Origin of the sequence: Pontibacter vulgaris (genome assembly GCF_022758145.1) — a bacterium.
Classification (GTDB): domain Bacteria; phylum Bacteroidota; class Bacteroidia; order Cytophagales; family Hymenobacteraceae; genus Pontibacter; species Pontibacter vulgaris.
In genome coordinates this window covers 418,874-438,604 of the sequence record NZ_JAJVDH010000002.1, presented here as the reverse complement: position 1 = coordinate 438,604, position 19,731 = coordinate 418,874, and the positions used below count along the sequence as shown (strand labels likewise).

Here is a 19,731-nt window from a genome sequence, read left to right as displayed (position 1 = left end):
GCTGTTACTTAAAAACTCAGGTCTAAACCAAAGGTAAATTGGCGAGTTGTAGGATAGCTATACAAGCTGAATTGTCCTGGAATGAACAAATTGCTTTCTGCGCTACCTGTTCCTACTTCCGGATCACCAAAGTAATTAGGAATATATGTCAGGAGGTTTTGTCCTTGAACATAAACTCTTAGGTTCTGTACTTTAACTTTTTCAGTTAAGCTCTTTGGCACAGTATAACCTAGTGTTACGTTTCTCAACCTTAAGAATGAAGCATCCTGTAAATACTGATCTGTTGTTCTGGTAGTATTTGTTGCAGAAGCTTTTGGCAAGAATGTTACATCACCTGGTTGCTTCCAGTAATCTAATGCGGCTGTACTTAATGCCTGTGCACGAGAAGGTCCCCAAGACACTAACCCAGACATCACGCCATTATAAGTATAACCACCAATAGTATAGTTAGCCTGTGCAGATAAATCGAAACCTTTGAATGCTACACTTGTACCAAAACCACCGTAATAGTCAGGGTTTGAACTCTTACCATCAAGAACAACTGCATCTGATGCTAAATAAGTTTTAGTTATTTCCCCATCCTTGGTATAGAATTGTGCTTCACCAGTTGCCGGATCTACACCAGCCCAACGTACCAATTTAAAAGTACTATAAGCATGACCTGGTCTATAAACGTTGATACCAGTGTTACCATCAACAATCTCTTCCTGCCCTTTATTTAATTCCTCCACACGGTTTTTGTTGAAGGTAACATTACCATTAACAGACCATGTCAACTTATCAGAACGAATAAGATCTATGCTAACAGATGCCTCAACACCCTTGTTAGACATTGCACCAATATTTCTGGTCACAGATGTAAAACCAGTAGTTCTGGATACAGGCTCACTTAAAAGAAGGTCATCAGTGTATTCATTATAATAATCTACACCAACCGCAATTCTTGATTGGAACAGCTCAAAATCAACACCAATGTTGCGCTTGAGCTTTGACTCCCAAGTAAGATCAGGGTTTGCAATTTGGTTAGGGAAACTTGTTAATGCACCATTATATCTGCCAAATGCAAATGTGCCTAATGACTGGTAATTAGAAATACCGCTGAAGTTACCTACTGTACCAATTGATGCTCTTAACTTTAGAAGAGACAACCAATCATAGCCTTGCAGAAAACCTTCTTGCGACATTAACCAAGAAGCACTGGTAGACCAGAACGTTCCATATTTATTATTTTCGCCAAATCTAGAAGAACCATCTCGTCTTACACTTCCTGTAAGGAAATATTTCTTTTGAAAGCTATATTCTGCACTGCTAGCTAAAGAGTATAGTGCCCAAATAGATTTAGATGTTGTGTTGTTACCAAGGTTAGAAGCACCATTATCCTGAGTTGTCAGGTCAGCACTTGCGAAACCCTTTTTCTGTAAACTATAGCTGCTAAAGTGGCTTTTTTGGAACTCCTGAAGCCCCATAACACTGATATTATGATCAGTACCTAAGTTAAACTGATATCTGGCCTGGTTAGTCCAGCTATAATAGAATTCTTTAGAACCATTGTCCGTTTTTGAGCCTGGTGCTGCAGGGTCTCCCACAATAGGATCAAGAGCTCCTCCTGGCTGAGAAAATGCTTCTCTTGTGTAATCTCTTAATGTTAAACCAACTCTTGACGTTACATTAAGGCCTTTAATTGGGTGGAAATCAACATTAAATGCATTTAAGCCAGTTAAGTTTTTCTGCATTTCAGGCTCAGTCTGCATGTACTGAATAATGTTTACACCTTGGTGAGTAGCATTGTATTTTCCATCCGCATTGAATACAGGCTCATAAGGATTGTATGTATACATAGCCCTGAACGGGTTCTGTACGTTGTTTCTATCTCTTGTTTCGTTAGAGCTTGTATGGCCAATATTCAAAGAGTTACCCACAGTTAACCAAGGCTTGATCTCTGTGCTAACATTTAAAGTACTTGAATATCTACCGAATTCATTACCAATAACAATACCTTTCTGATCGAACTTCTGCAACGAGAAAAAGTAAGTAGTGCTTCCTGCGCTACCACCAAAAGAAAGTTCATGCTGCTCAATTTTTCCACTCTGAAGAATATCATCCTGCCAGTTATGATCTACGGCACCGATGGCATTCCATACTTGCTGACGCTGCTCTGGAGTAATGCTAACTATAGTTGTCCCTTTTGGAAATGTTGTAGAGTTCGCTGCAAAATAGCTATTAATGTATGGGTTGGTATATCCCATCTCATACTCATACTGTAACTTCTGAGCTGAATTCATCATTTCGAAGTTATCAGGCAGCTTTTCATTTACACCTGTTTGGAAACGATAAGTAAGTGTACCCTTAGATTTAGCACCACTTTTAGTTGTAATTACTACAACGCCGTTAGAACCTCTTGCACCATAAATTGAAGCCGCCGCCGCATCTTTCAACACAGAAATACTTTCAATATCATTAGCGTTAATGCTATTAAAGAACTGATCTCTCATGTTGTCAGGTATCTGCACATTGTTCACAACAAGCAATGGCTGGCTGCTAGCATTTATTGACCCTGTACCACGGATTCTGATGTAAGCATTTGCACCAGGCTTACCATTAGCTGCTGTTACCTGAACACCAGCCGCTTTACCTTGTAATAATTGATCTACAGAAGGCACTGGTTTCGACTCAATATCTTTTGAGCTGATAACCGAAACAGATGAGGATAAATCCTCCTTCGTTTTCGCACCGTAACCAACAACCACAACTTCAGAAAGCTGCTTGTTATCCAGGCCTAAAGCAACATTTACATTAGAAGATGATCCAATTACCACTTCCTTTGTTAAATAACCAATAAATCTAAACACCAATGTGTTTGCATCAGCTGGCACATTAATAGTGTAAGATCCATCAGCATTTGTAGCAGTGCCCGTTGTGGTACCTTTAACAAGAACAGCAACGCCTGGTAGCCCCTGACCGTTTTCTTGGTCAGTTACCTTTCCAGTCACTGTTCTACTTTGAGCCCATGCTTGAACAACAAGCGCGAGCACAAAGATGAAACTGAGTAGTAAACTCTTCTTCATACTAGACTTCTTAAGATTAATAGATTTGTGAATAGATTAGTTTGTCTCCAAATATAGGCACAATATCATAATTCCAAACTCACAGGAAATAAATTTTAACCAAAAATAATATTTTTAAATTAAAATCATATAAAAACGATCTATATTCATATTTGACCTTAATCACAGTTTAAAGCTCATAAACCCATGATTCCTTTACCTTTACCCTGTAAATTCTCCCTGCCACAAACAATAAATGTTTAAACAACATTAATATTATTCAATTTAATGTTTTAACATTAATCAAACTATAAAATTGTACTTTACACATAATTAAGCCACAGCAAACTAAAATACCTATAACTTAGCCCATCCTAATAATGATTCAGCACTTTGTTGAATGTAGCATGAAAACCACGTATGCATAAAGGTCGCATTATGGGCCTCATCATTCTCCGTAAAAACTTAAATCACAACATATTACAACACAACCCAAGTTTACAAACAGACACATGCTACAGGCACAGCACAACACACTTCTTATCTTCAGCATGTAAAATGCTTCTCAAAAGCTTTGCAACGAGGGAGAAATTCTAAATACTGAATAGCTGTAAGGCTTCAAATCACGATTATTTAAGCATGGCAAAATTTATGCATTTATCCGTTGTTATGGCATCAGTTAAAACTGGTTATAAACAAGGTTTTACATCTATAATTTTCGGGCTTGTAATTGAACAGCGCTTATCAGTGAGCGGCCATCTATAGGAGCCTTGATACTTACCAGAACAGAGTAAACAGCTCATGCAATTCGGCAATAAATAAGTATAGTGAAGTATGCTTAAAGTATAAATCTTTTACCTATATTATACCTGGAGAACTACAGTAATTGATTATGCAAAAGAAATTACTCCTGAGTATACTGCTTATTATACTACAGGTATCAGGTAACCTTAGTGTAGCGCAGCAATTGCCAGGTATAGCCAGTTGTGCCGAGAGCCGGATAAACAATACGCAGCGCCAGGCAGTAGCTGCCCCGAGCCACCAACAGCGCATGAACCAATATGATGTTACGTTCTATAAACTTGACCTGAAACTAGAGCGGAACACTACTTATATAGAGGGCTCCGTAACTACAGAAGCAAAATTGAAAACCGCCCGTTTAGATACATTTGCTTTTGAACTGCACCCGGCCTTCACCATCGAATCAATAAGTATAAACGGGCAATTGGCGCAAAGTATAAACCGTACTGGTTCCGATGTTACTGTAGAAATTCCTGCTCCTGTATTATCTCCTGCTAAACTTACTGCTATCATCAATTATAAAGGCACTGCGCCTAACAGCGGCAATGCAGCTATCGGTAATGGGTTTAGTTCGGCTACCGAGCCCCAGTGGGGCAACCAGGTTACCTGGAGCCTGAGCGAGCCTTATGCTGCTTACGAGTGGTGGCCAAGCAAACAGGTGTTAACCGATAAAGCAGACTCGGTGCATGTGTTTGTAACCACCAGCTCTGAGAATAAAGCGGGTTCTAATGGCTTGCTTACAAATACCGTAAAACTGCCTGATAACAAAGTAAGATACGAATGGAAATCGCGCTACCCGATTGCGTACTACCTGATTTCGGTGGCTGTATCTAACTATGAAGAATACCTGGTGGAAGCCCGGCCAAATGGTGCCAGCAAACCAATACCTGTTGTTAATTATGTATACCGCGGTGCTGTCAACTTATACAGAAATGAGATGAACGGCATTCCGATGCTGATCGAGCATTTTTCAGACTTGTTTACGCTATACCCTTTTGCCGCCGAAAAGTATGGCCATAGCATGGCACCCATTGGTGGCGGCATGGAGCACCAGACCATGACCACCCAAAGCAGCTTTAACTTTACACTGACAGCCCATGAGCTGGCACACCAGTGGTTTGGCGATAACGTAACCTGCGCTTCGTGGTCCGACATCTGGCTGAATGAAGGATTTGCCTCTTATGCTGAATTTCTGGCCCTGCAAAAGTATAACCCCGCGGGAGCCCGCGAATGGATGCTGTTCGCCCATAACGCTGTATTGCAGCGGCTCAATGGAAGCCTGCGTGTACCCGACACTACCAATGTAAACCGGATATTTGACTACAGGCTTTCTTATAAAAAAGGAGCTGCTGTATTGCACATGCTGCGTTATACCATCAACAACGACCAGGTATTTTTTCAGGCATTGCGCAATTACCAGCAGAAGTATAAAGGTAGCACTGCCAGCACCACAGATCTGCAGCGCGTATTTGAAGAAACAAGCAAACTGAACCTCGATTACTTTTTCGAGCAATGGTACCTCGGCGAAGGCTGGCCTACTTTTAATGTGGAATGGAACCAGGAGGGCAACCAGATAGTATTGGCATCAACGCAAACACCCAGCGGCCTTACACCTTTTTTCAAAACAGATGTAACGTATAAAATCCAGACTACTGAAGAAGATATAACAGTAAGGGTTCCGCATAACGAGCCCGCAGAACAATATGTACTGCGTGTAAAAGGCACCGTTACCGGCATAGAGACAGACCCTGACAACTGGCTACTAAACAACAACACGCAAGCTCTGAAGAACGAAAACCTGGTGGTGCCTGCTCCGGAGCAACCATTACTGTACCCAAACCCGGCTTATACTTTCCTTAAACTGGCCAAACTGAACTTTATACCTGTTGCCATCGAAATATATGACAGAACTGGCCGTCTGGTAAAGCGCCTTCAGCAAACAGTAAATGAAGAAACAGCCGTACCAGTAGCAGATTTACCGGCTGGCATGTATATACTTCAGGTAAGCGATGGCACTAATTACCACCGCGCTACCTTTATAAAGCTGTAGCAACCTTAAGTTTATACTTTAATAATTACTGCCGTATTGCCCGTTCATCATGGCGTTAACCAGTTGCGCTTCTTTCACATTATACTCAAAAGCCAGGCGGCGGTAGTTAATCACATCGATGATAGTACCTACCAGGCAAAGACCACCTGTGAAGAAGTATAACAACCCCATTCCGATCTGGCCAAGTACAAACCGCTGCACACCCGACACCAGTACAAAGCCCAGAAGCGCTGTAACAAGTATTAACATGGGGTCTCGGCGCCGGGCCCGATAAATGTTAGCGAATTGTTGCGCCCGCTCTTCGCTCATATCACGGATAATGTTTTGCACATAAGCCATCTCGTCGGCCTGTAATTCGGGCATTATGTTCAGGATGTTAGCCATGGGTTGGTTTTATATAAGTATGGTTGGTTGTAATAGTAAAGTATAACCTGAGCAGCATAACTACCCGGTGGCCAAGTACAAGCAAAGCCGGCACTGCCAGTGGGTGCGCCTCCCACGATGCCTGCCATTCGCCTCTGAAAATATACGCTATAGCATGGCCTATCCCGCAACCCGGGCAACCATCCTGCAGCAGCCAGCTAAAAGGGCAAAAACTAAACAAATGCTCCTGCCCTGGTTCCATAAAAGCAAGCAGCGTTATACCCAGCACCCATACTATTACCTCCAGCAAATATCCTTTCTGTTGATTAACTATGACCACTTCCGGATGTTTTAAACGCACGTTTTATACCTTAACTTTAACTTAGGGCTGCCGTAATCCATTAGCAGGATATAATTTATACTTAAAATTTACCAAAAGCAAGTAAATCCGTTTCACCCGCCATAGATGAGCAAAGTATAAATCGAACAGTTACCTGTATCCCTGCACTACATTTAACCAAGTATAAACCAACTATAAAGTATAACTATGGAATGCAACGTAGGAATGATAGAACAAAAAGCGCGGGTACTGGCTGGCATGGCCATGATTGGAGTTGGCGCTTATTATAATGTAAAATGGCTGGCAGTGGTAGGCATCATACCCATACTTACCGGCATGCTACGCTACTGCCCTGTAAACGAGGCAATAGGCTATAACGGATGCAGCCAGGTAAAAACCCGAAAAGTAAAGCGGTAGCGTTCTTCATTATTTTTATACTTACTGTGCATACATCTGCTGGTAATGCCGTATAGCCGAAACAATATTACGCAGTATGGGAAAGTATAACCCGGCTACCGCAAACAATAACTATGAGAAGAATTGTACTGTATATTGCCGCCAGCCTCGACGGTTACATTGCCCGCCCCGATGGCAATATCGACTGGCTTCAGGATAAAAAGTATAACATACCCGATGAGGATTTTGGCTACAGCGCTTTCCTCGAAACCATAGACACCACACTGATGGGCAACAGTACTTACAAGGCCGTCCTCGGCATGGATATGCCTTTCCCCTACTCCGACAAAAAGAACTATGTTTTCAGCCGGTCAGCGCACGAGAATACAGAACACGTAACTTTTGTAAAGGATAATATTGTTGATTTTGTAGAGAAACTGAAAGAACAACCCGGCAAAGATATCTGGTTAATTGGTGGAGGAGAGCTTAACGCGCTGGTACTGAATGCCGGCCTGCTCGATGAGATTATACTTACTTACATACCCATTATACTTGGCAAAGGCATCCCGCTTTTCTCGGCAGATGCCCGCGAGCATAAACTTAAACTACTGCCCGCACATAATAACCTCTACCGCAATGGCTTTTTGCAGGTAAGGTATACTACATAGTGGAAAATCAGGTGTAGCTTAAATTACCCGGCACTACCCCCACCCGTACTAAAACACTATGGAGATACTCATTATATTTATACTTACCCTTCTCAACGGTTTTTTTGCCTTATCCGAGATTGCGCTGGTTTCGCTGAGGCGCTCGCGCATAGAGCATAAAGCAGCGCAAGGCAGCTCAAGTGCTAAAACGGTACTTAAGCTGCTGGAAGACCCGGAAAATTTCCTATCGTCGGTGCAGGTGGGTATAACACTAATTGGCATTGTGGCTGGTGCCTATGGCGGCTCCGCACTGTCTGATGACCTGCAACCGGTTATTGAAAGTATAAAACCGCTGGCACCTTACGCCCAACAAATTTCCATTACCCTGATCATCGGCCTGATCACCTACTTTACCATCGTTATTGGCGAACTGATTCCGAAAACCATAGCCATGAACAACCCCGAAGGAATCGCTTTAACAGTCGCCCCAATCATCAATGTTTTTACCATGATCACATATCCGCTGGTAAAGCTGCTTTCAGGCTCTACCAACCTTTTTCTTAAACTGCTGCGCGTAAAAGAAAACCCTGGCGGCGCATCGCTTACAGAAGATGAACTGCGGCACCTGATAAAAGTAGCGGGCAAAGAAGGTGTGCTGGAGAAAGAAGAAGAGCGCATACACGACAATGTTTTCCACCTCTTCGACCAGCGCAACCGCAGCCTGATGACGTACCGGACCGACGTGGAATTAATAGACCTGAACTGGCCACAGGAGAAGATCCGGCAGGCCATCTCGAAAAGTGCTCATACTAAATTTCCGGTTTGCCAGGGCGGTATAGACAATGTGGTTGGCATGCTATCTGTGAAGGATTATTTTGAGAACTACGGAAATGAGGAAGTAAAATTCACCGACCTTTTGCAGAAGCCTTTGTTTGTATCAGAGATCATGCTGGCTGTAAAAACACTCAGGCTTTTCCAGAAAAAACGCCAGTACCTGGCTTTAGTGGTAAATGAATTTGGTGCCGTAGAAGGCATTATTACCTTACACGATATAATGGAAGCTATTGTAGGCGACCTGCCGGATATTGATGAAACGGAAGAACCTGATGTAGTGGAGCGGGAAGATGGCAGCTACCTTGTTAATGGATCTATACTTGCCCGTGAATTAAACCATACGCTGGGCCTGCAGCTTGTACCTGAAAACACAGACCATTATACCACGCTGGCTGGTTTTGTATATTACCACCTTGCCAAAATACCCAAAAGCGGCGACAAACTAACGGTAAACAATTACCAGATGGAGGTAATTGACATGGATGGCAGCCGCATAGATAAACTGTTGCTTAAGCAAGTGGCCCCAACAAAAGACAATGACGGCACGACTACCCAATAAGCCGATTCTAAAAAGCAAAAGCCTGTACCGATAATGCATCAGTACAGGCTTTCTTTGTTGAAGTATAAACCGCGTTACTTCTTTTTCTTGCTCTTAGCTTTCGCTTTTTTGCTTTTGGCAATTTTGGCTTGGGCTTCCGATTCTTCTGCTTCTTTTATAAGGGCTTTCCAGTCGTAAGTGGCAGCTGCCGAGAAATCTATGGTTGCTTCGTGGTCTTCTCTATCTAACTGAAGTACTTTTATGTCTTTGGTCAGGTATTGCTGAATCTCGTCGAGTACGGGCTTTTCTTCAGGAGCACAGAAACTTACGGCTATACCTTTGGCGGTACCGCGGCCAGTACGGCCTACACGGTGCACATAGTTCTCAGGCTGATCAGGCAGGTCATAATTTACCACGTAATCCACGTTTGGTATGTCAATACCCCGGGCACTTACGTCAGTAGCGATCAGCAGCTTCACGTCGCCTTTCTTAAATTTCTTCATCACATCGAGGCGGTCTTTCTGCTCTTTGCCACCATGTATACTTATGGCCTCAATGCCTGCACGCTCCATGGCTGCCACCACACGCTCGGCACGAACTTTTGTGCGCACAAAGGCCAGTATTTTTTTATCCGGATTTTCACGCACCACACGCTCCAGGAAAAAGCGCTTGTCATCCATCTCTACATACATCACCGAGTGGTCTACGTTTTTAGACACCGGGTCTTTAGGCGAAATCTGGATGCGTACCGGCTTGTTTACCAGCGAATAGGCAAGGTCTTTTATTTTTTCATCTATAGTTGCCGAGAAGAAAAGCGTCTGGCGGTTGCGTGGCAACTTAGTAATCAGCTGGCGGATATCATGTATAAAACCCAGATCCAGCATGTGATCGGCTTCGTCCAGCACCAGCACCTCAACACGGTTCAGGTTAATATGCCCCTGGCTTACCAGGTCGAACAGGCGGCCCGGCGTTGCAACCAGGATATCTATACCTGCTTCCAGCTTCGCAATCTGCGGGCCTTGCTCTACGCCGCCAAACACACTAAAAGTATCTACACGGGTATGGCGGCCAATCTCGTTAAAAACCTCGGTTATCTGCAGGGCAAGTTCACGCGTGGGCACCATCACTACGCATTTAATACCATCGCCACGCCTTCTGTTTTTGCTGAATTGCAGCCTGTCCAGAATCGGAATGGCAAAAGCTGCCGTTTTACCGGTACCGGTCTGGGCAATAGCCAGCACATCCTCCCCTTTCATGATCGGTGGAATGGCCTTGAACTGTATATCAGTAGGTTTTTTATAGCCCAGTTTTTCAAGGCTTTTTTTGATCTCGTCGGATATGCGGTAATCTTCGAACTTCATGTTGCTGCGAAAGTATAATTTGCACTGCCTATACTTTACGTACGGCTGGCGCTACATACAAAGGTACGTCTAATTGTTTATTGTTGTAAGTATAGGTCATTTTAAACTCCGCATACCACCTAAAGTAGCTGCTATACAAACTATAATGATAGCATTACTATTATTTAAAGAAGCAATCCTGAACAATTATACCTCCTACTAGTTATAGGAAAAATAACGAAGTATAAACCAAATGGCAACAAGTGTGCAGCTGCATCTCAACCATCAGTCTTACCTGCGTGAGCCGGAAAGCACCGAACTGGGCCGTAAGATTATCGCAGTAAGTATAAAACTGATAGATGAACTGGGATTTGAGGACTTCACTTTTAAAAAACTGGCCAGAGAAATCAGCTCGACTGAGGCTTCCATTTACCGGTACTTCGAAAACAAGCATAAGCTGCTGGTATACCTGGTGTCGTGGTACTGGGCCTGGATAAATTACCGGGTTACGTTCGAGACAAACAACATACAAGACCCACTTGAGTGCCTGAACCGGGCTATTTCGGTTATCAGCAGATCAAATATAAACGACCCGGCAACTCCGCATGTAGATGAAGCGGCACTGCACCGCATTGTAATTGCCGAGGCTTCCAAAGTATATCACACAAAAGCTGTAGACGCCGACAACAGAGAAGGCTATTTTATGGAATACAAGCGACTTTGCAGGCACATTGCCGATATGGTGCTGGTACTGGCACCCGATTATCCTTACCCGCAGACACTCGTAAGCACTATACTGGAGGCGGCCCACCAGCAGGTATTCTTTGCCCGGCACCTGCCCTCGCTTACTAACATACAGCGGCACGGGCAACCCGAGGCAGAAACATCCGCATTTTTGCAGCACCTGATCTTTGCGGCCATAAACACACCCTTAAAGCAGCAAGTATGAGTACCCAAGCCAGAAAGTATACCCCCATGCAACGTTTCCTGCAGCTGCTCTCCATAGAGCGCCGGGAAATTATGTACTTATATGTGTATGCCATAGCTGCAGGACTTATCAGCCTGGTGCTGCCGCTGGGTATACAAAGTATAATCGGCTTCGTATCGAGCGGGCAGGTGTCGGTTTCGGTAGTGGTGCTGATAAGCCTGATTGTGCTGGCCTTGCTTATAGTTGGCGGCTTGCAGGTAATGCAGTTGTGGCTGGTAGAGTTTATACAGCAGCGCCTTTTTGTTAGAACTGCCTCCGAGTTTGCTTACCGCCTGCCACGTTTTCAGCCGGAGGCATTACAGAAATATTACCCGCCGGAGCTTATGAACCGTTTTTTTGATGTAGTTACGCTCCAGAAAGGGCTTGCCAAAATACTGGTTGATTTTTCCACTGCTGTTATCCAGATCGTTTTTGGCATCATCCTGCTCTCGTTCTACCATCCTTATTTTATCTTTCTGGGGCTGATACTGGTACTGGTGTTGGTAGGCATTATCTGGCTTACCGGCGATAAAGGCCTGGATACAAGCATAAAAGAATCAAAGTATAAATATAAGCTGGTGGCCTGGCTGGAGGAGATGGCCCGATCGATAAGCACATTTAAACTGGTGGGCCACACCAGCCTGCCAATGGAGCGCACTAATTATTTTGTAAAAAGTTACCTGGAGGTACGCCGCGAGCACTTTAAGGTACTGATGACGCAGTACTTCAGCTTTGTTGGCTTTAAAACATTTATCACAGGTGGGTTGCTGGTACTGGGCTGTATCCTGGTAGTGCAGCAGGAAATAAACATTGGCCAATTTGTGGCTTCGGAAATCATCATCATCCTGATCATGAGCGCAGTAGAAAAGATCATGATCAAGCTGGACACCGTGTATGATGTAATGACAAGCCTCGATAAGATTGGCCAGGTAACTGATTTACCTATTGAAGAGATGGAAGGTATAAAGTTAAGCGAGCTGCCGCTGAATGGCGGGCTGAGTCTGCAGGCAAAGAATCTGAGCTACAAGTTCCGTGACTCCAGAAAAGTAGCGCTGCAAAACATCGATTTTACTATTCAGCCATCCGAGCATGTGTGCCTTTCGGGGTTTAACAACTCCGGCAAAACCACGCTTATCAACATTCTGCTTGGTTTACTGCCGTCTTACGAGGGCAGCCTTACCTTTAACGGCATTTCGCTTCACGACCTGCACAAGGGCAACCTCCGCAGTCTCATTGGCGATAATATTTCAAAAGAACAGGTATTTGACGGCACTCTGCTGGATAATATCACCTTAGGGCGAGAGCTACCCATGAGCGATGTACTTTGGGCTATTGAAGAAGCCGGCCTTACAGAGTTTGTGCACTCGCTGCCGGAAGGGCTGCACGCTTACCTTACCGGAGGCAGCCTGCACCTGCCGGGCAGTGTGTCCCGTAAGATAGTGATGGCCCGCAGCCTGGTGCAGCGCCCTAAGCTTCTCATCATCGACAATTACTGGGCCGGCATGGCAAAAACCGAGAAAGAAGAATTCCTGCACCTGCTCACCAGCCCGCAGTTTACCTGGACCATCATCATTGTATCGAACGACAGGGAAGTAATGCAGCTGTGCGACCGCGTATTGGTATTACAGGATGGCTACCTGGCAGCCAACGGCAGCTACGAGGAGATTAAGCACCTTGATGTTTTACAGGAACTAACCCAGGTATCAGCATAACGTATGGCACCCGAACTAAAAGTATTTGACGATACAGAAAAGCAACAGCTCGAGGTGATGTCAGAGGTGCAGACCCCGCACCTGGGCCGCACGCTAAGCTATTGGATTGGTGGTATCTTCCTGGGCCTGATACTGTCACTCTTCCTGCCCTGGACACAGAACATCCGCTCGCAAGGTACTCTTACTGCCCTTCGCCCGCAGGACAGACCACAAACCGTGGAGGCAACTATAGCTGGCCGTATTGAGCAATGGCACGTATTGGAAGGCGCTTTTGTAAAGAAAGGCGATACCATTGCCAGCCTGTCTGAAATAAAAGAAAAGTACATGGACCCAAACCTGCTTGCGCGCCTGGGCGAGCAGGTAGATGCCAAACAGGATGCCGTAGAAGCCAACAGAGCCAAAGAACAGGCCATGCAGGAGCAGATAAAAGCCTTACGTGAGGGCCTTGTGTTCAGTTTGCAGAAAGGACGAAACAAAGTGATCCAGACCCGCCTGAAACTGCAGAGCGATAGTATGGATGTAGTGGCACAGCGCACTGAGCTGGCTATTGCCCAATCGCAGTTCGGGCGCCAGGAAAACCTGTACAAGCAGGGGCTTAAGTCGCTGACGGAGCTGGAGCAGCGCCGCCTTAAACTACAGGAGGCTCAGGCAAAACTACTTTCGCTGGAAAACAAGTATAACGCCTCCCGTGCCGAGCTGCAGAACGCCCGCACCGAACTGAACTCGCTGCAGGCGGAGTATGGAGACAAAATTGCCAAGGCAGAGGCCGAGCTCAGCGCTACCCGTTCCTACATTTATACTGCCCAGGCCGATGTTGCCAAGTTGCAGAATGAGTACAGCAGCACGGAGATCCGGAGCCAGTATTACCAGATAGTGGCCCCGCAGGATGGCTATGTAGTACAGACGTTGAAAGCAGGTATAGGCGAAACTATAAAAGAAGGCGAACCCCTTGCCACCATTATGCCCCGCAACCCGCAACTGGCCGCTGAGCTTTATGTTAACGCGCTTGACCTGCCACTGATAAAACCTGGAGATGAAGTGCGTCTACAATTTGAAGGCTGGCCTACCATTGTTTTTTCTGGTTGGCCTGGCGCAAGTTTCGGCACTTTTGGTGGCAAGGTAGCCATAATAGACAATACCGGAACAAACGGAAGGTACCGTATGCTGGTAGTGCCAGACCCGGAAGAAGAGCCATGGCCTGATCAGCTACGTGTGGGCTCCGGTGTATATGGTTGGGCTATGCTGAAAACGGTACCTGTCTGGTACGAACTATGGCGCCAGCTCAACAACTTCCCGCCAGATTATACTTCCACAACAGAATCAAAGGACACCGCAAAACCCTCTGAAAAGAAGTAACCAGGAGCATGTATAAGATCAACTATATCAAAGATATTGCCCTGTTGCTTCTGCTCTTTATACCTGCATTAACGTATGGGCAGGCACAGCAACAGAAGGTGCTCACGTTGCAGGAGTTTCATCAGATTATTCTGCAGCACCACCCGGTAGCGGCACAGGCAGCCTTGCTTTCGGAGCAGGCCCGGCAGGAGCTGCGCATTGCCCGCGGCACTCTAGACCCAGTTATCGCCAGCAAAGTATACCGAAAGGAGTTTGGCGGCAAAGAATACTATAACCTCTGGAACAACACCCTATACGTGCCTCTCTGGTTCGGACCTGAGCTGAAAGCAGGCTTTGAGAAGAACCAGGGCCAGTACCTGAACCCGGAAAACACCACTCCTTCTGATGGGCTAAGCTCGGTAGGTATATCAGTACCGCTGGGTCAGGGTTTATTTATAGATGAACGCCGCGCTACTATACGGCAGGCCCGTTTGATGCAGGATATTGCTGAAGCAGAACGTGTAAAACTCATCAACAAACTGCTGTTGCAGGCTACCAAAGATTACTGGGACTGGCTTTTTTATTACCAGCAGGCTCAGCTTTACCAAGAGTCGGTAGGGCTGGCTGATTTCAGGCTGAAGGCAGTAAAGGCGCGTGCGCAGGAAGGTGATCTGGCTGCTATCGATACTGTAGAGGCCCTTACGGAAGTACAAACCCGGCAGGTACTGCTGCAGGAGGCTCTTTTAGGTTATAACAACGCCCGCCTGATGGTTGCCACGCACCTGTGGGCCGAAAACGAAACACCGCTTGAGCTGCAGGAAAACACCATACCCGCCATAGTCGGCAGCGAAGTGGCAACCCTATCCGCAGCAGACCTGAAACAGTTACTGGAAACAGCCAGAACCAACCACCCCGACCTGCGCAAACTAACCCTGAAAGGCGAGCAGCTGCAAATAGAACAACGCTTTGCCGCCGATAAGCTGAAACCTAAACTGAATGCAGAGTATAACCTGCTGCAAAGCGATTTTTACATGAGACCCGAAATGTGGGACAACCGGTTTATGGGCGAAAACTATAAGCTGGGCCTTAGCTTTAGCCTTCCGCTTTTTCTGCGGCAGGAACGGGGCAAACTACAGCTGACAAAAGCTAAACAGCAAACCAATGCCCTGGAGCAGATACAAGCCTCAAGAGAAATAGAGAATAACCTGCTGGCTGCATACAACGAGTGGCTGGCCCTGGAAGAGCAGATACGCCTGCAGCAGCAAATGGTGGAGAATGCCAATATCCTCCGCAATGGCGAAGTTACCCGCTTCGAAAACGGTGAAAGCTCTTTGTTCCTGGTAAACTCACGCGAACTGAAACTGCTGGAGGCGCAGGTTAAACTATACAACTTACAGGCGAAGTATGCCAAAGCCCGCACCTTTCTATACTGGTCGGCAGGAAGTATGGAGGCGAAGTAATTTTATACTTGTAACCGTTTATCCTTTTAAACCTACTAACTCCTGCAGCGCAACACCAAGCTTTACAAACTCCTGCCCGCCCGTACCAAACGTGTCGTAAGCAAATTTAAAAATGATGCCGGTAACCACCACCAAGAACAGCACACGCACAAAGCCAACTCCTCGCTTTAGGGCTGTACGCGTACCCAACTGCGACCCGATAATACTGCAGATTGCCATCGGTATAGCCACTTCGTAAAGTATAAACCCTTTGTAGCCGAAGTATAAAAGCGCCGACAGGTTGGTTGCTACATTCACTACTTTAGCCGCCGCCGAAGCCGCCAGAAAGTTAAACCCGAAAATACCGATAAAGATAAAGATCAGGAAGCTGCCGGTGCCGGGACCAAAAAAGCCATCGTAAAAACCAATGGCAGCGCCAATCAGAAGTCCATATAATTTCTCCTTGGCATCGGTAAGCTTAGGGGCATGTAATGAGCCAAAATCTTTCCGGATAAAAGTATAGATCGCAACAAGTATGAGCAGGATCAGAATCAGCGGCTTCAGCAGACTCACATCAAGGTGGCTCAGGGCGCGGGCTCCCAGAAACGAGCAGATAAAAGCTGCTAATGCCGCCGGAAGTATAGCCAGGTAGTTGATCTTAACCGTGCGCACATACTTTACCATAGCAGCCGTGGTACCCGCAATGCCTGCAAATTTACCAGTGCCAAAAGCTACCGGCAACGGCACACCCGGCAAAAACACCAATAACGCCGGCAACTGAATAAGGCCTCCCCCTCCTACAACCGAATCAATAAAGCCTGCCAAAAAAGCAAACAGGCACAGGTAAATAATTTCTTCCACCGAAGTATAAGCTATTTTATAGTCTGAATTCTAGTTTTGATAAAAGTGGCACAAGTTAAGGTTTTGCACTGATTTAAAGGTGCTAAGCGCATGAATTAGTTCATCTCAAAAACCCGAAGTATAAAAAGTACAGACATGCTGTGTTAAAACAGCCTATCCGGGAGCTCTTCGGCGGGGTAGGCTGTTGCTCAGGAGCGCATTTTTAGAACATTTTGGTAAAGATATTTTCGATTTATACTTGCTGCTGCGCTTGTTTACCCTAAATACTAATCGTTACACCGAAGCTGTTGCTCTACCCTTCAAAGCCAGCCATATTTAAATCTGCCAACTTTAACCCTTGTTTAAGCAGCCCCGCTTTAACTTTAAAATTGTACAAAATTTTCTATCGTTTATCGCATGTTATACTTTAAGCTTCTATATTCGCGCATCCATTCTTAATCTATTTTAATGAAAACATTTTTACTCGCACTCTCAGCTTGCACACTAGCCGCCATTACTTCTTATGGACAAACTTCACAGGCAGACAGCGTTTTTGTATCATCGTTAAAACCACAGGCAAAGCAGATAGCCACAGAGCTTAATGTAAACCCGTTTAACGGCACCATCAGCCTGAACAACTCTCTCAACCAGCTGAAGTTCCGTTACTTCCTTAAGTCTGACATGGCTTTTCGCCTGGGCTTTAACGGTAACAGAGAGAGCAGACTCTTTGAGAGCTCTAACCCTTACGGCACGAACTCTTACAACAGCAAAGATGAACGCAACAGCACTACTATCGGAGTGAACCTTGGTATTGAAAAGCATTTTAAAGGTACCAGAAGGCTATCTCCTTATGCAGGAGCTGATCTTATTTTAGAAAAGAAGACATCAGAGCAGGAAATCACTTCCGGCAACTCTACTACTACTATTACAGGTGCATGGCGCGAGAACAGCTACTCCAACGGGTATCCACCACAGACATACTATACTTACACACAGCAGGGATACTCTCGCTATGGCCTGAACCTGGTAACCGGTTTTGACTTTTATATGGCCAAAAACCTGTTCTTTGGCTATGAGGTAAACTTTGGCTTCAGTAAAAAATCGCTGGATGACATAGAGGTAAAGCAGAGCGACTCTAACAGCTCCCCTTCTAATACTGCTGATGTTACCAACACTTCTTTTTCGTTTGGCCCAAGCCTGATGAATGGAGTAAGAATAGGGTATGTATTCTAAGAACCAGACAAATAAGGCTATGCGTTTACACCAACTAATACATCCCTTCCTGTTTGCCTTGTTCTTCGTCTTATTACTACAGGCCTGCAAGGAAGACGAGGTATCGCACCCAGAAGTACAGACAGCAGAAATAACAGCACTATCACCAACAAGTGTGAAACTAAAGGGTCTCATCCTTAATAAAGGTGATTTTAAGGTTCTTGATTATGGGTTTGTATATGGCTTTAACGCTGACTTGAGTGAAACCAGAGGAACGAAAGCTTCTTTGGGAAAAGATGCACAGACAGGTGAATACACGCATAATATAACAGGCTTAAACTTGTCTGGATACTACTATGATCGAACCCTTTACGCCAGAGCTTACCTGACTAATGAAAAAGGAACAGTATTTGGCCAGATTTCCACTGTGGTAATGCCATCGCCTAACGTGCAGGGTATATCGCCCAGCAGTGGCAAAGCGGGTGATAGAGTAACTATTTCCGGGAACTTCTTTACCAATAACAAGGAAGAGGTGGAGGTTCGTTTTGGCAGCACTTCGGCCAAAATAATAGAGGTTTCGCCTTCTAAAGTTATAGCAGAGGTACCAACCGGCATTAATATAAACAGCTATTACAGTTACAACCAGGTACCGGTTAAGCTCTTGATGGCAGGCCAGGAATATACAGTTTCATCTAATTTTAAGGTAATCTCAACAGTTAAGGATTTTGCACCTAAAACCGGACAAATCGGCACTGTGGTTACAATTACCGGAGAAAATCTGCCCTCTTCTTATTACTACTACAGCGTTGCCAGGGTGTTTATGAACCAGACGGAGGTTTCTGTTACCAGCTATAGCCCCACTGGCATCCAGGTTCAGGTGCCTTATACTTTAGCCAGCGATAAAGTATCCATATCAGTGTTAATTGATGGCGTGACCACTATTTTGCCCGGTGAATTTGTTGTAACTCCGCATACGGTTTCATCTATATCACCTGCGACTGGCTTAACAGGAAGTTCCTTCTCTGTTTTTGGCAACTTTCCGCTTAACAGTTCTTATTACTATAACAGCAATATAACTGTAAAGCTTGGCGAGGTGCCTGCTAATGTTTCGGTGGTATCGACAGGGCAACTTACTGTTACGGTACCGTATGACCTGCCTGCTGGCAGTTATGATGTACGGGTTACAGCAGGGCCCCATACAGTAAATGCACCCGAGCAGTACAAGGTTCTCTCTCCTGTAATTACCGGGTTCTCGCCTACTTCGGGTGGCATTGGCAAAGAGGTAGTAATCAATGGCAGATTCTTGCCGAATCAGTACTATACCGTTTATTTTGGATCAGTAGCTATAAACGCTCATAGCGTAACAGCATCCTCGCTTCGGGTTAACGTTCCGTCAGGCCTTGAGGCAGGTAAGGTCAAAATAGCTGTAAAGCATGGTAATCAGTTGGTGGAGGCACAAGATGAGTTTACAGTTCTGGCTCCATCTATCACCTCTTTTTCACCGGCCTCTGGCGTACCAGGTTCCGTGGTAACAATTACTACCTCCGGGTTTACGCCTAGCAAGTCCTGGACAGCTGTGAAATTCGGAACCGTTTCTACCACTGTATTAAGTGTTACAGAATATACCATACAGGCAGTAGTACCTTCTAACATCACTGGTTCCATGAAGATACATGTGATCCACAACGGCCAGACCCTTATCAGCCCGGATAACTTTGTAGTTACAAATTAACACCAGATAACATTTCTATTTTAAAAACGGCCTCTTGTATAAGCGGCCGTTTTTATTTTACACACTTTATCCACCAAAATGTGGAAAACTCATGTTGATAACGCAAGTTGCTAACATTTTTGGCTTACGTTCTAAATTAAT

General features: G+C 45.2%; 15 protein-coding genes. 10 read left to right on the top strand and 5 right to left on the bottom strand.

Features of this window, described 5'->3' with window-relative positions:
• Positions 1–8: 8 nt before the first annotated feature.
• Positions 9–3,065 carry a SusC/RagA family TonB-linked outer membrane protein gene (locus tag LWP20_RS02940; RefSeq protein WP_242926616.1) on the bottom strand — a complete coding sequence of 1,019 codons (3,057 nt, stop codon included), beginning with the start codon at positions 3,063–3,065 and terminating at the stop codon, positions 9–11.
• Between the two features lie 871 nt (positions 3,066–3,936).
• On the opposite strand from LWP20_RS02940, the gene LWP20_RS02935 reads away from it, so the two are divergent.
• Positions 3,937–5,895 carry a M1 family metallopeptidase gene (locus LWP20_RS02935; RefSeq protein ID WP_242926615.1) on the top strand — a complete coding sequence of 653 codons (1,959 nt, stop codon included), beginning with the start codon at positions 3,937–3,939 and terminating at the stop codon, positions 5,893–5,895.
• Positions 5,896–5,913: 18 nt separating this feature from the next.
• On the opposite strand, the gene LWP20_RS02930 is transcribed toward LWP20_RS02935, so the two are convergent.
• Both LWP20_RS02930 and LWP20_RS02925 read right to left on the bottom strand, forming a co-directional pair.
• A complete protein-coding gene (locus LWP20_RS02930; protein WP_242926614.1) occupies positions 5,914–6,279 on the bottom strand; it encodes a TM2 domain-containing protein in 366 nt (121 codons plus the stop codon).
• On the bottom strand, positions 6,272–6,619 hold the full coding sequence (locus LWP20_RS02925) for a DUF2752 domain-containing protein (protein ID WP_242926613.1): 348 nt from the start codon (positions 6,617–6,619) through the stop codon (positions 6,272–6,274). The genes LWP20_RS02930 and LWP20_RS02925 overlap by 8 nt, the downstream gene beginning before the upstream one ends.
• A gap of 186 nt (positions 6,620–6,805) precedes the next feature.
• Between LWP20_RS02925 and LWP20_RS02920 the strand changes: the two genes are divergently transcribed.
• From LWP20_RS02920 to LWP20_RS02910, 3 genes are all read left to right on the top strand, one after another.
• A complete protein-coding gene (locus LWP20_RS02920; protein ID WP_242926612.1) occupies positions 6,806–7,015 on the top strand; it encodes a YgaP family membrane protein in 210 nt (69 codons plus the stop codon).
• A gap of 113 nt (positions 7,016–7,128) precedes the next feature.
• On the top strand, positions 7,129–7,662 hold the full coding sequence (locus tag LWP20_RS02915) for a dihydrofolate reductase family protein (RefSeq protein WP_242926611.1): 534 nt from the start codon (positions 7,129–7,131) through the stop codon (positions 7,660–7,662).
• Positions 7,663–7,720: 58 nt separating this feature from the next.
• Positions 7,721–9,034 carry a hemolysin family protein gene (locus LWP20_RS02910; RefSeq protein ID WP_242926610.1) on the top strand — a complete coding sequence of 438 codons (1,314 nt, stop codon included), beginning with the start codon at positions 7,721–7,723 and terminating at the stop codon, positions 9,032–9,034.
• A gap of 74 nt (positions 9,035–9,108) precedes the next feature.
• Here the strand turns inward: LWP20_RS02910 and LWP20_RS02905 are convergent, their stop codons facing one another.
• Positions 9,109–10,374 (bottom strand): DEAD/DEAH box helicase, encoded by a 1,266-nt coding sequence (locus LWP20_RS02905; protein ID WP_242926609.1) that lies wholly within the window; start codon positions 10,372–10,374, stop codon positions 9,109–9,111.
• Positions 10,375–10,606: 232 nt separating this feature from the next.
• Here LWP20_RS02905 and LWP20_RS02900 point away from each other — a divergent pair, with 232 nt between their 5' ends.
• From LWP20_RS02900 to LWP20_RS02885, 4 genes are read left to right on the top strand one after another with little or no spacing between them, the layout of a single operon-like run.
• The gene (locus tag LWP20_RS02900) at positions 10,607–11,302 is read left to right on the top strand and encodes a TetR/AcrR family transcriptional regulator (RefSeq protein WP_242926608.1); all 696 of its coding nucleotides are present in this window, start codon (positions 10,607–10,609) and stop codon (positions 11,300–11,302) included.
• Positions 11,299–13,032: a peptidase domain-containing ABC transporter gene (locus tag LWP20_RS02895; RefSeq protein ID WP_242926607.1), complete on the top strand. Its 1,734-nt coding sequence runs from the start codon at positions 11,299–11,301 to the stop codon at positions 13,030–13,032. The genes LWP20_RS02900 and LWP20_RS02895 overlap by 4 nt, the downstream gene beginning before the upstream one ends.
• A gap of 3 nt (positions 13,033–13,035) precedes the next feature.
• Complete coding sequence (locus tag LWP20_RS02890; RefSeq protein ID WP_242926606.1) at positions 13,036–14,388, top strand: HlyD family secretion protein; 1,353 nt, start codon at positions 13,036–13,038, stop codon at positions 14,386–14,388.
• Between the two features lie 8 nt (positions 14,389–14,396).
• Positions 14,397–15,827, top strand: a complete 1,431-nt coding sequence (locus tag LWP20_RS02885) for a TolC family protein (RefSeq protein ID WP_242926605.1) — start codon at positions 14,397–14,399, stop codon at positions 15,825–15,827.
• An 18-nt stretch (positions 15,828–15,845) separates the two neighbouring features.
• On the opposite strand, the gene LWP20_RS02880 is transcribed toward LWP20_RS02885, so the two are convergent.
• Positions 15,846–16,667: a sulfite exporter TauE/SafE family protein gene (locus LWP20_RS02880; RefSeq protein ID WP_242926604.1), complete on the bottom strand. Its 822-nt coding sequence runs from the start codon at positions 16,665–16,667 to the stop codon at positions 15,846–15,848.
• A 447-nt stretch (positions 16,668–17,114) separates the two neighbouring features.
• On the opposite strand from LWP20_RS02880, the gene LWP20_RS02875 reads away from it, so the two are divergent.
• Positions 17,115–17,879, top strand: a complete 765-nt coding sequence (locus LWP20_RS02875) for a BT1926 family outer membrane beta-barrel protein (protein WP_242926603.1) — start codon at positions 17,115–17,117, stop codon at positions 17,877–17,879.
• Positions 17,880–17,898: 19 nt separating this feature from the next.
• Positions 17,899–19,590 carry an IPT/TIG domain-containing protein gene (locus LWP20_RS02870; RefSeq protein ID WP_242926602.1) on the top strand — a complete coding sequence of 564 codons (1,692 nt, stop codon included), beginning with the start codon at positions 17,899–17,901 and terminating at the stop codon, positions 19,588–19,590.
• Positions 19,591–19,731: the final 141 nt, after the last annotated feature.

Bases quoted from the DNA above. Each gene is read 5' to 3' on its own strand.
- LWP20_RS02940 (WP_242926616.1), bottom strand. From the start codon at position 3,065: ATGAAGAAGAGTTTACTACTCAGTTTCATCTTTGTGCTCGCGCTTGTT.
- LWP20_RS02935 (WP_242926615.1), top strand. From the start codon at position 3,937: ATGCAAAAGAAATTACTCCTGAGTATACTGCTTATTATACTACAGGTA.
- LWP20_RS02930 (WP_242926614.1), bottom strand. From the start codon at position 6,279: ATGGCTAACATCCTGAACATAATGCCCGAATTACAGGCCGACGAGATG.
- LWP20_RS02920 (WP_242926612.1), top strand. From the start codon at position 6,806: ATGGAATGCAACGTAGGAATGATAGAACAAAAAGCGCGGGTACTGGCT.
- LWP20_RS02915 (WP_242926611.1), top strand. From the start codon at position 7,129: ATGAGAAGAATTGTACTGTATATTGCCGCCAGCCTCGACGGTTACATT.
- LWP20_RS02910 (WP_242926610.1), top strand. From the start codon at position 7,721: ATGGAGATACTCATTATATTTATACTTACCCTTCTCAACGGTTTTTTT.
- LWP20_RS02905 (WP_242926609.1), bottom strand. From the start codon at position 10,374: ATGAAGTTCGAAGATTACCGCATATCCGACGAGATCAAAAAAAGCCTT.
- LWP20_RS02900 (WP_242926608.1), top strand. From the start codon at position 10,607: ATGGCAACAAGTGTGCAGCTGCATCTCAACCATCAGTCTTACCTGCGT.
- LWP20_RS02895 (WP_242926607.1), top strand. From the start codon at position 11,299: ATGAGTACCCAAGCCAGAAAGTATACCCCCATGCAACGTTTCCTGCAG.
- LWP20_RS02890 (WP_242926606.1), top strand. From the start codon at position 13,036: ATGGCACCCGAACTAAAAGTATTTGACGATACAGAAAAGCAACAGCTC.
- LWP20_RS02885 (WP_242926605.1), top strand. From the start codon at position 14,397: ATGTATAAGATCAACTATATCAAAGATATTGCCCTGTTGCTTCTGCTC.
- LWP20_RS02875 (WP_242926603.1), top strand. From the start codon at position 17,115: ATGAAAACATTTTTACTCGCACTCTCAGCTTGCACACTAGCCGCCATT.
- LWP20_RS02870 (WP_242926602.1), top strand. From the start codon at position 17,899: ATGCGTTTACACCAACTAATACATCCCTTCCTGTTTGCCTTGTTCTTC.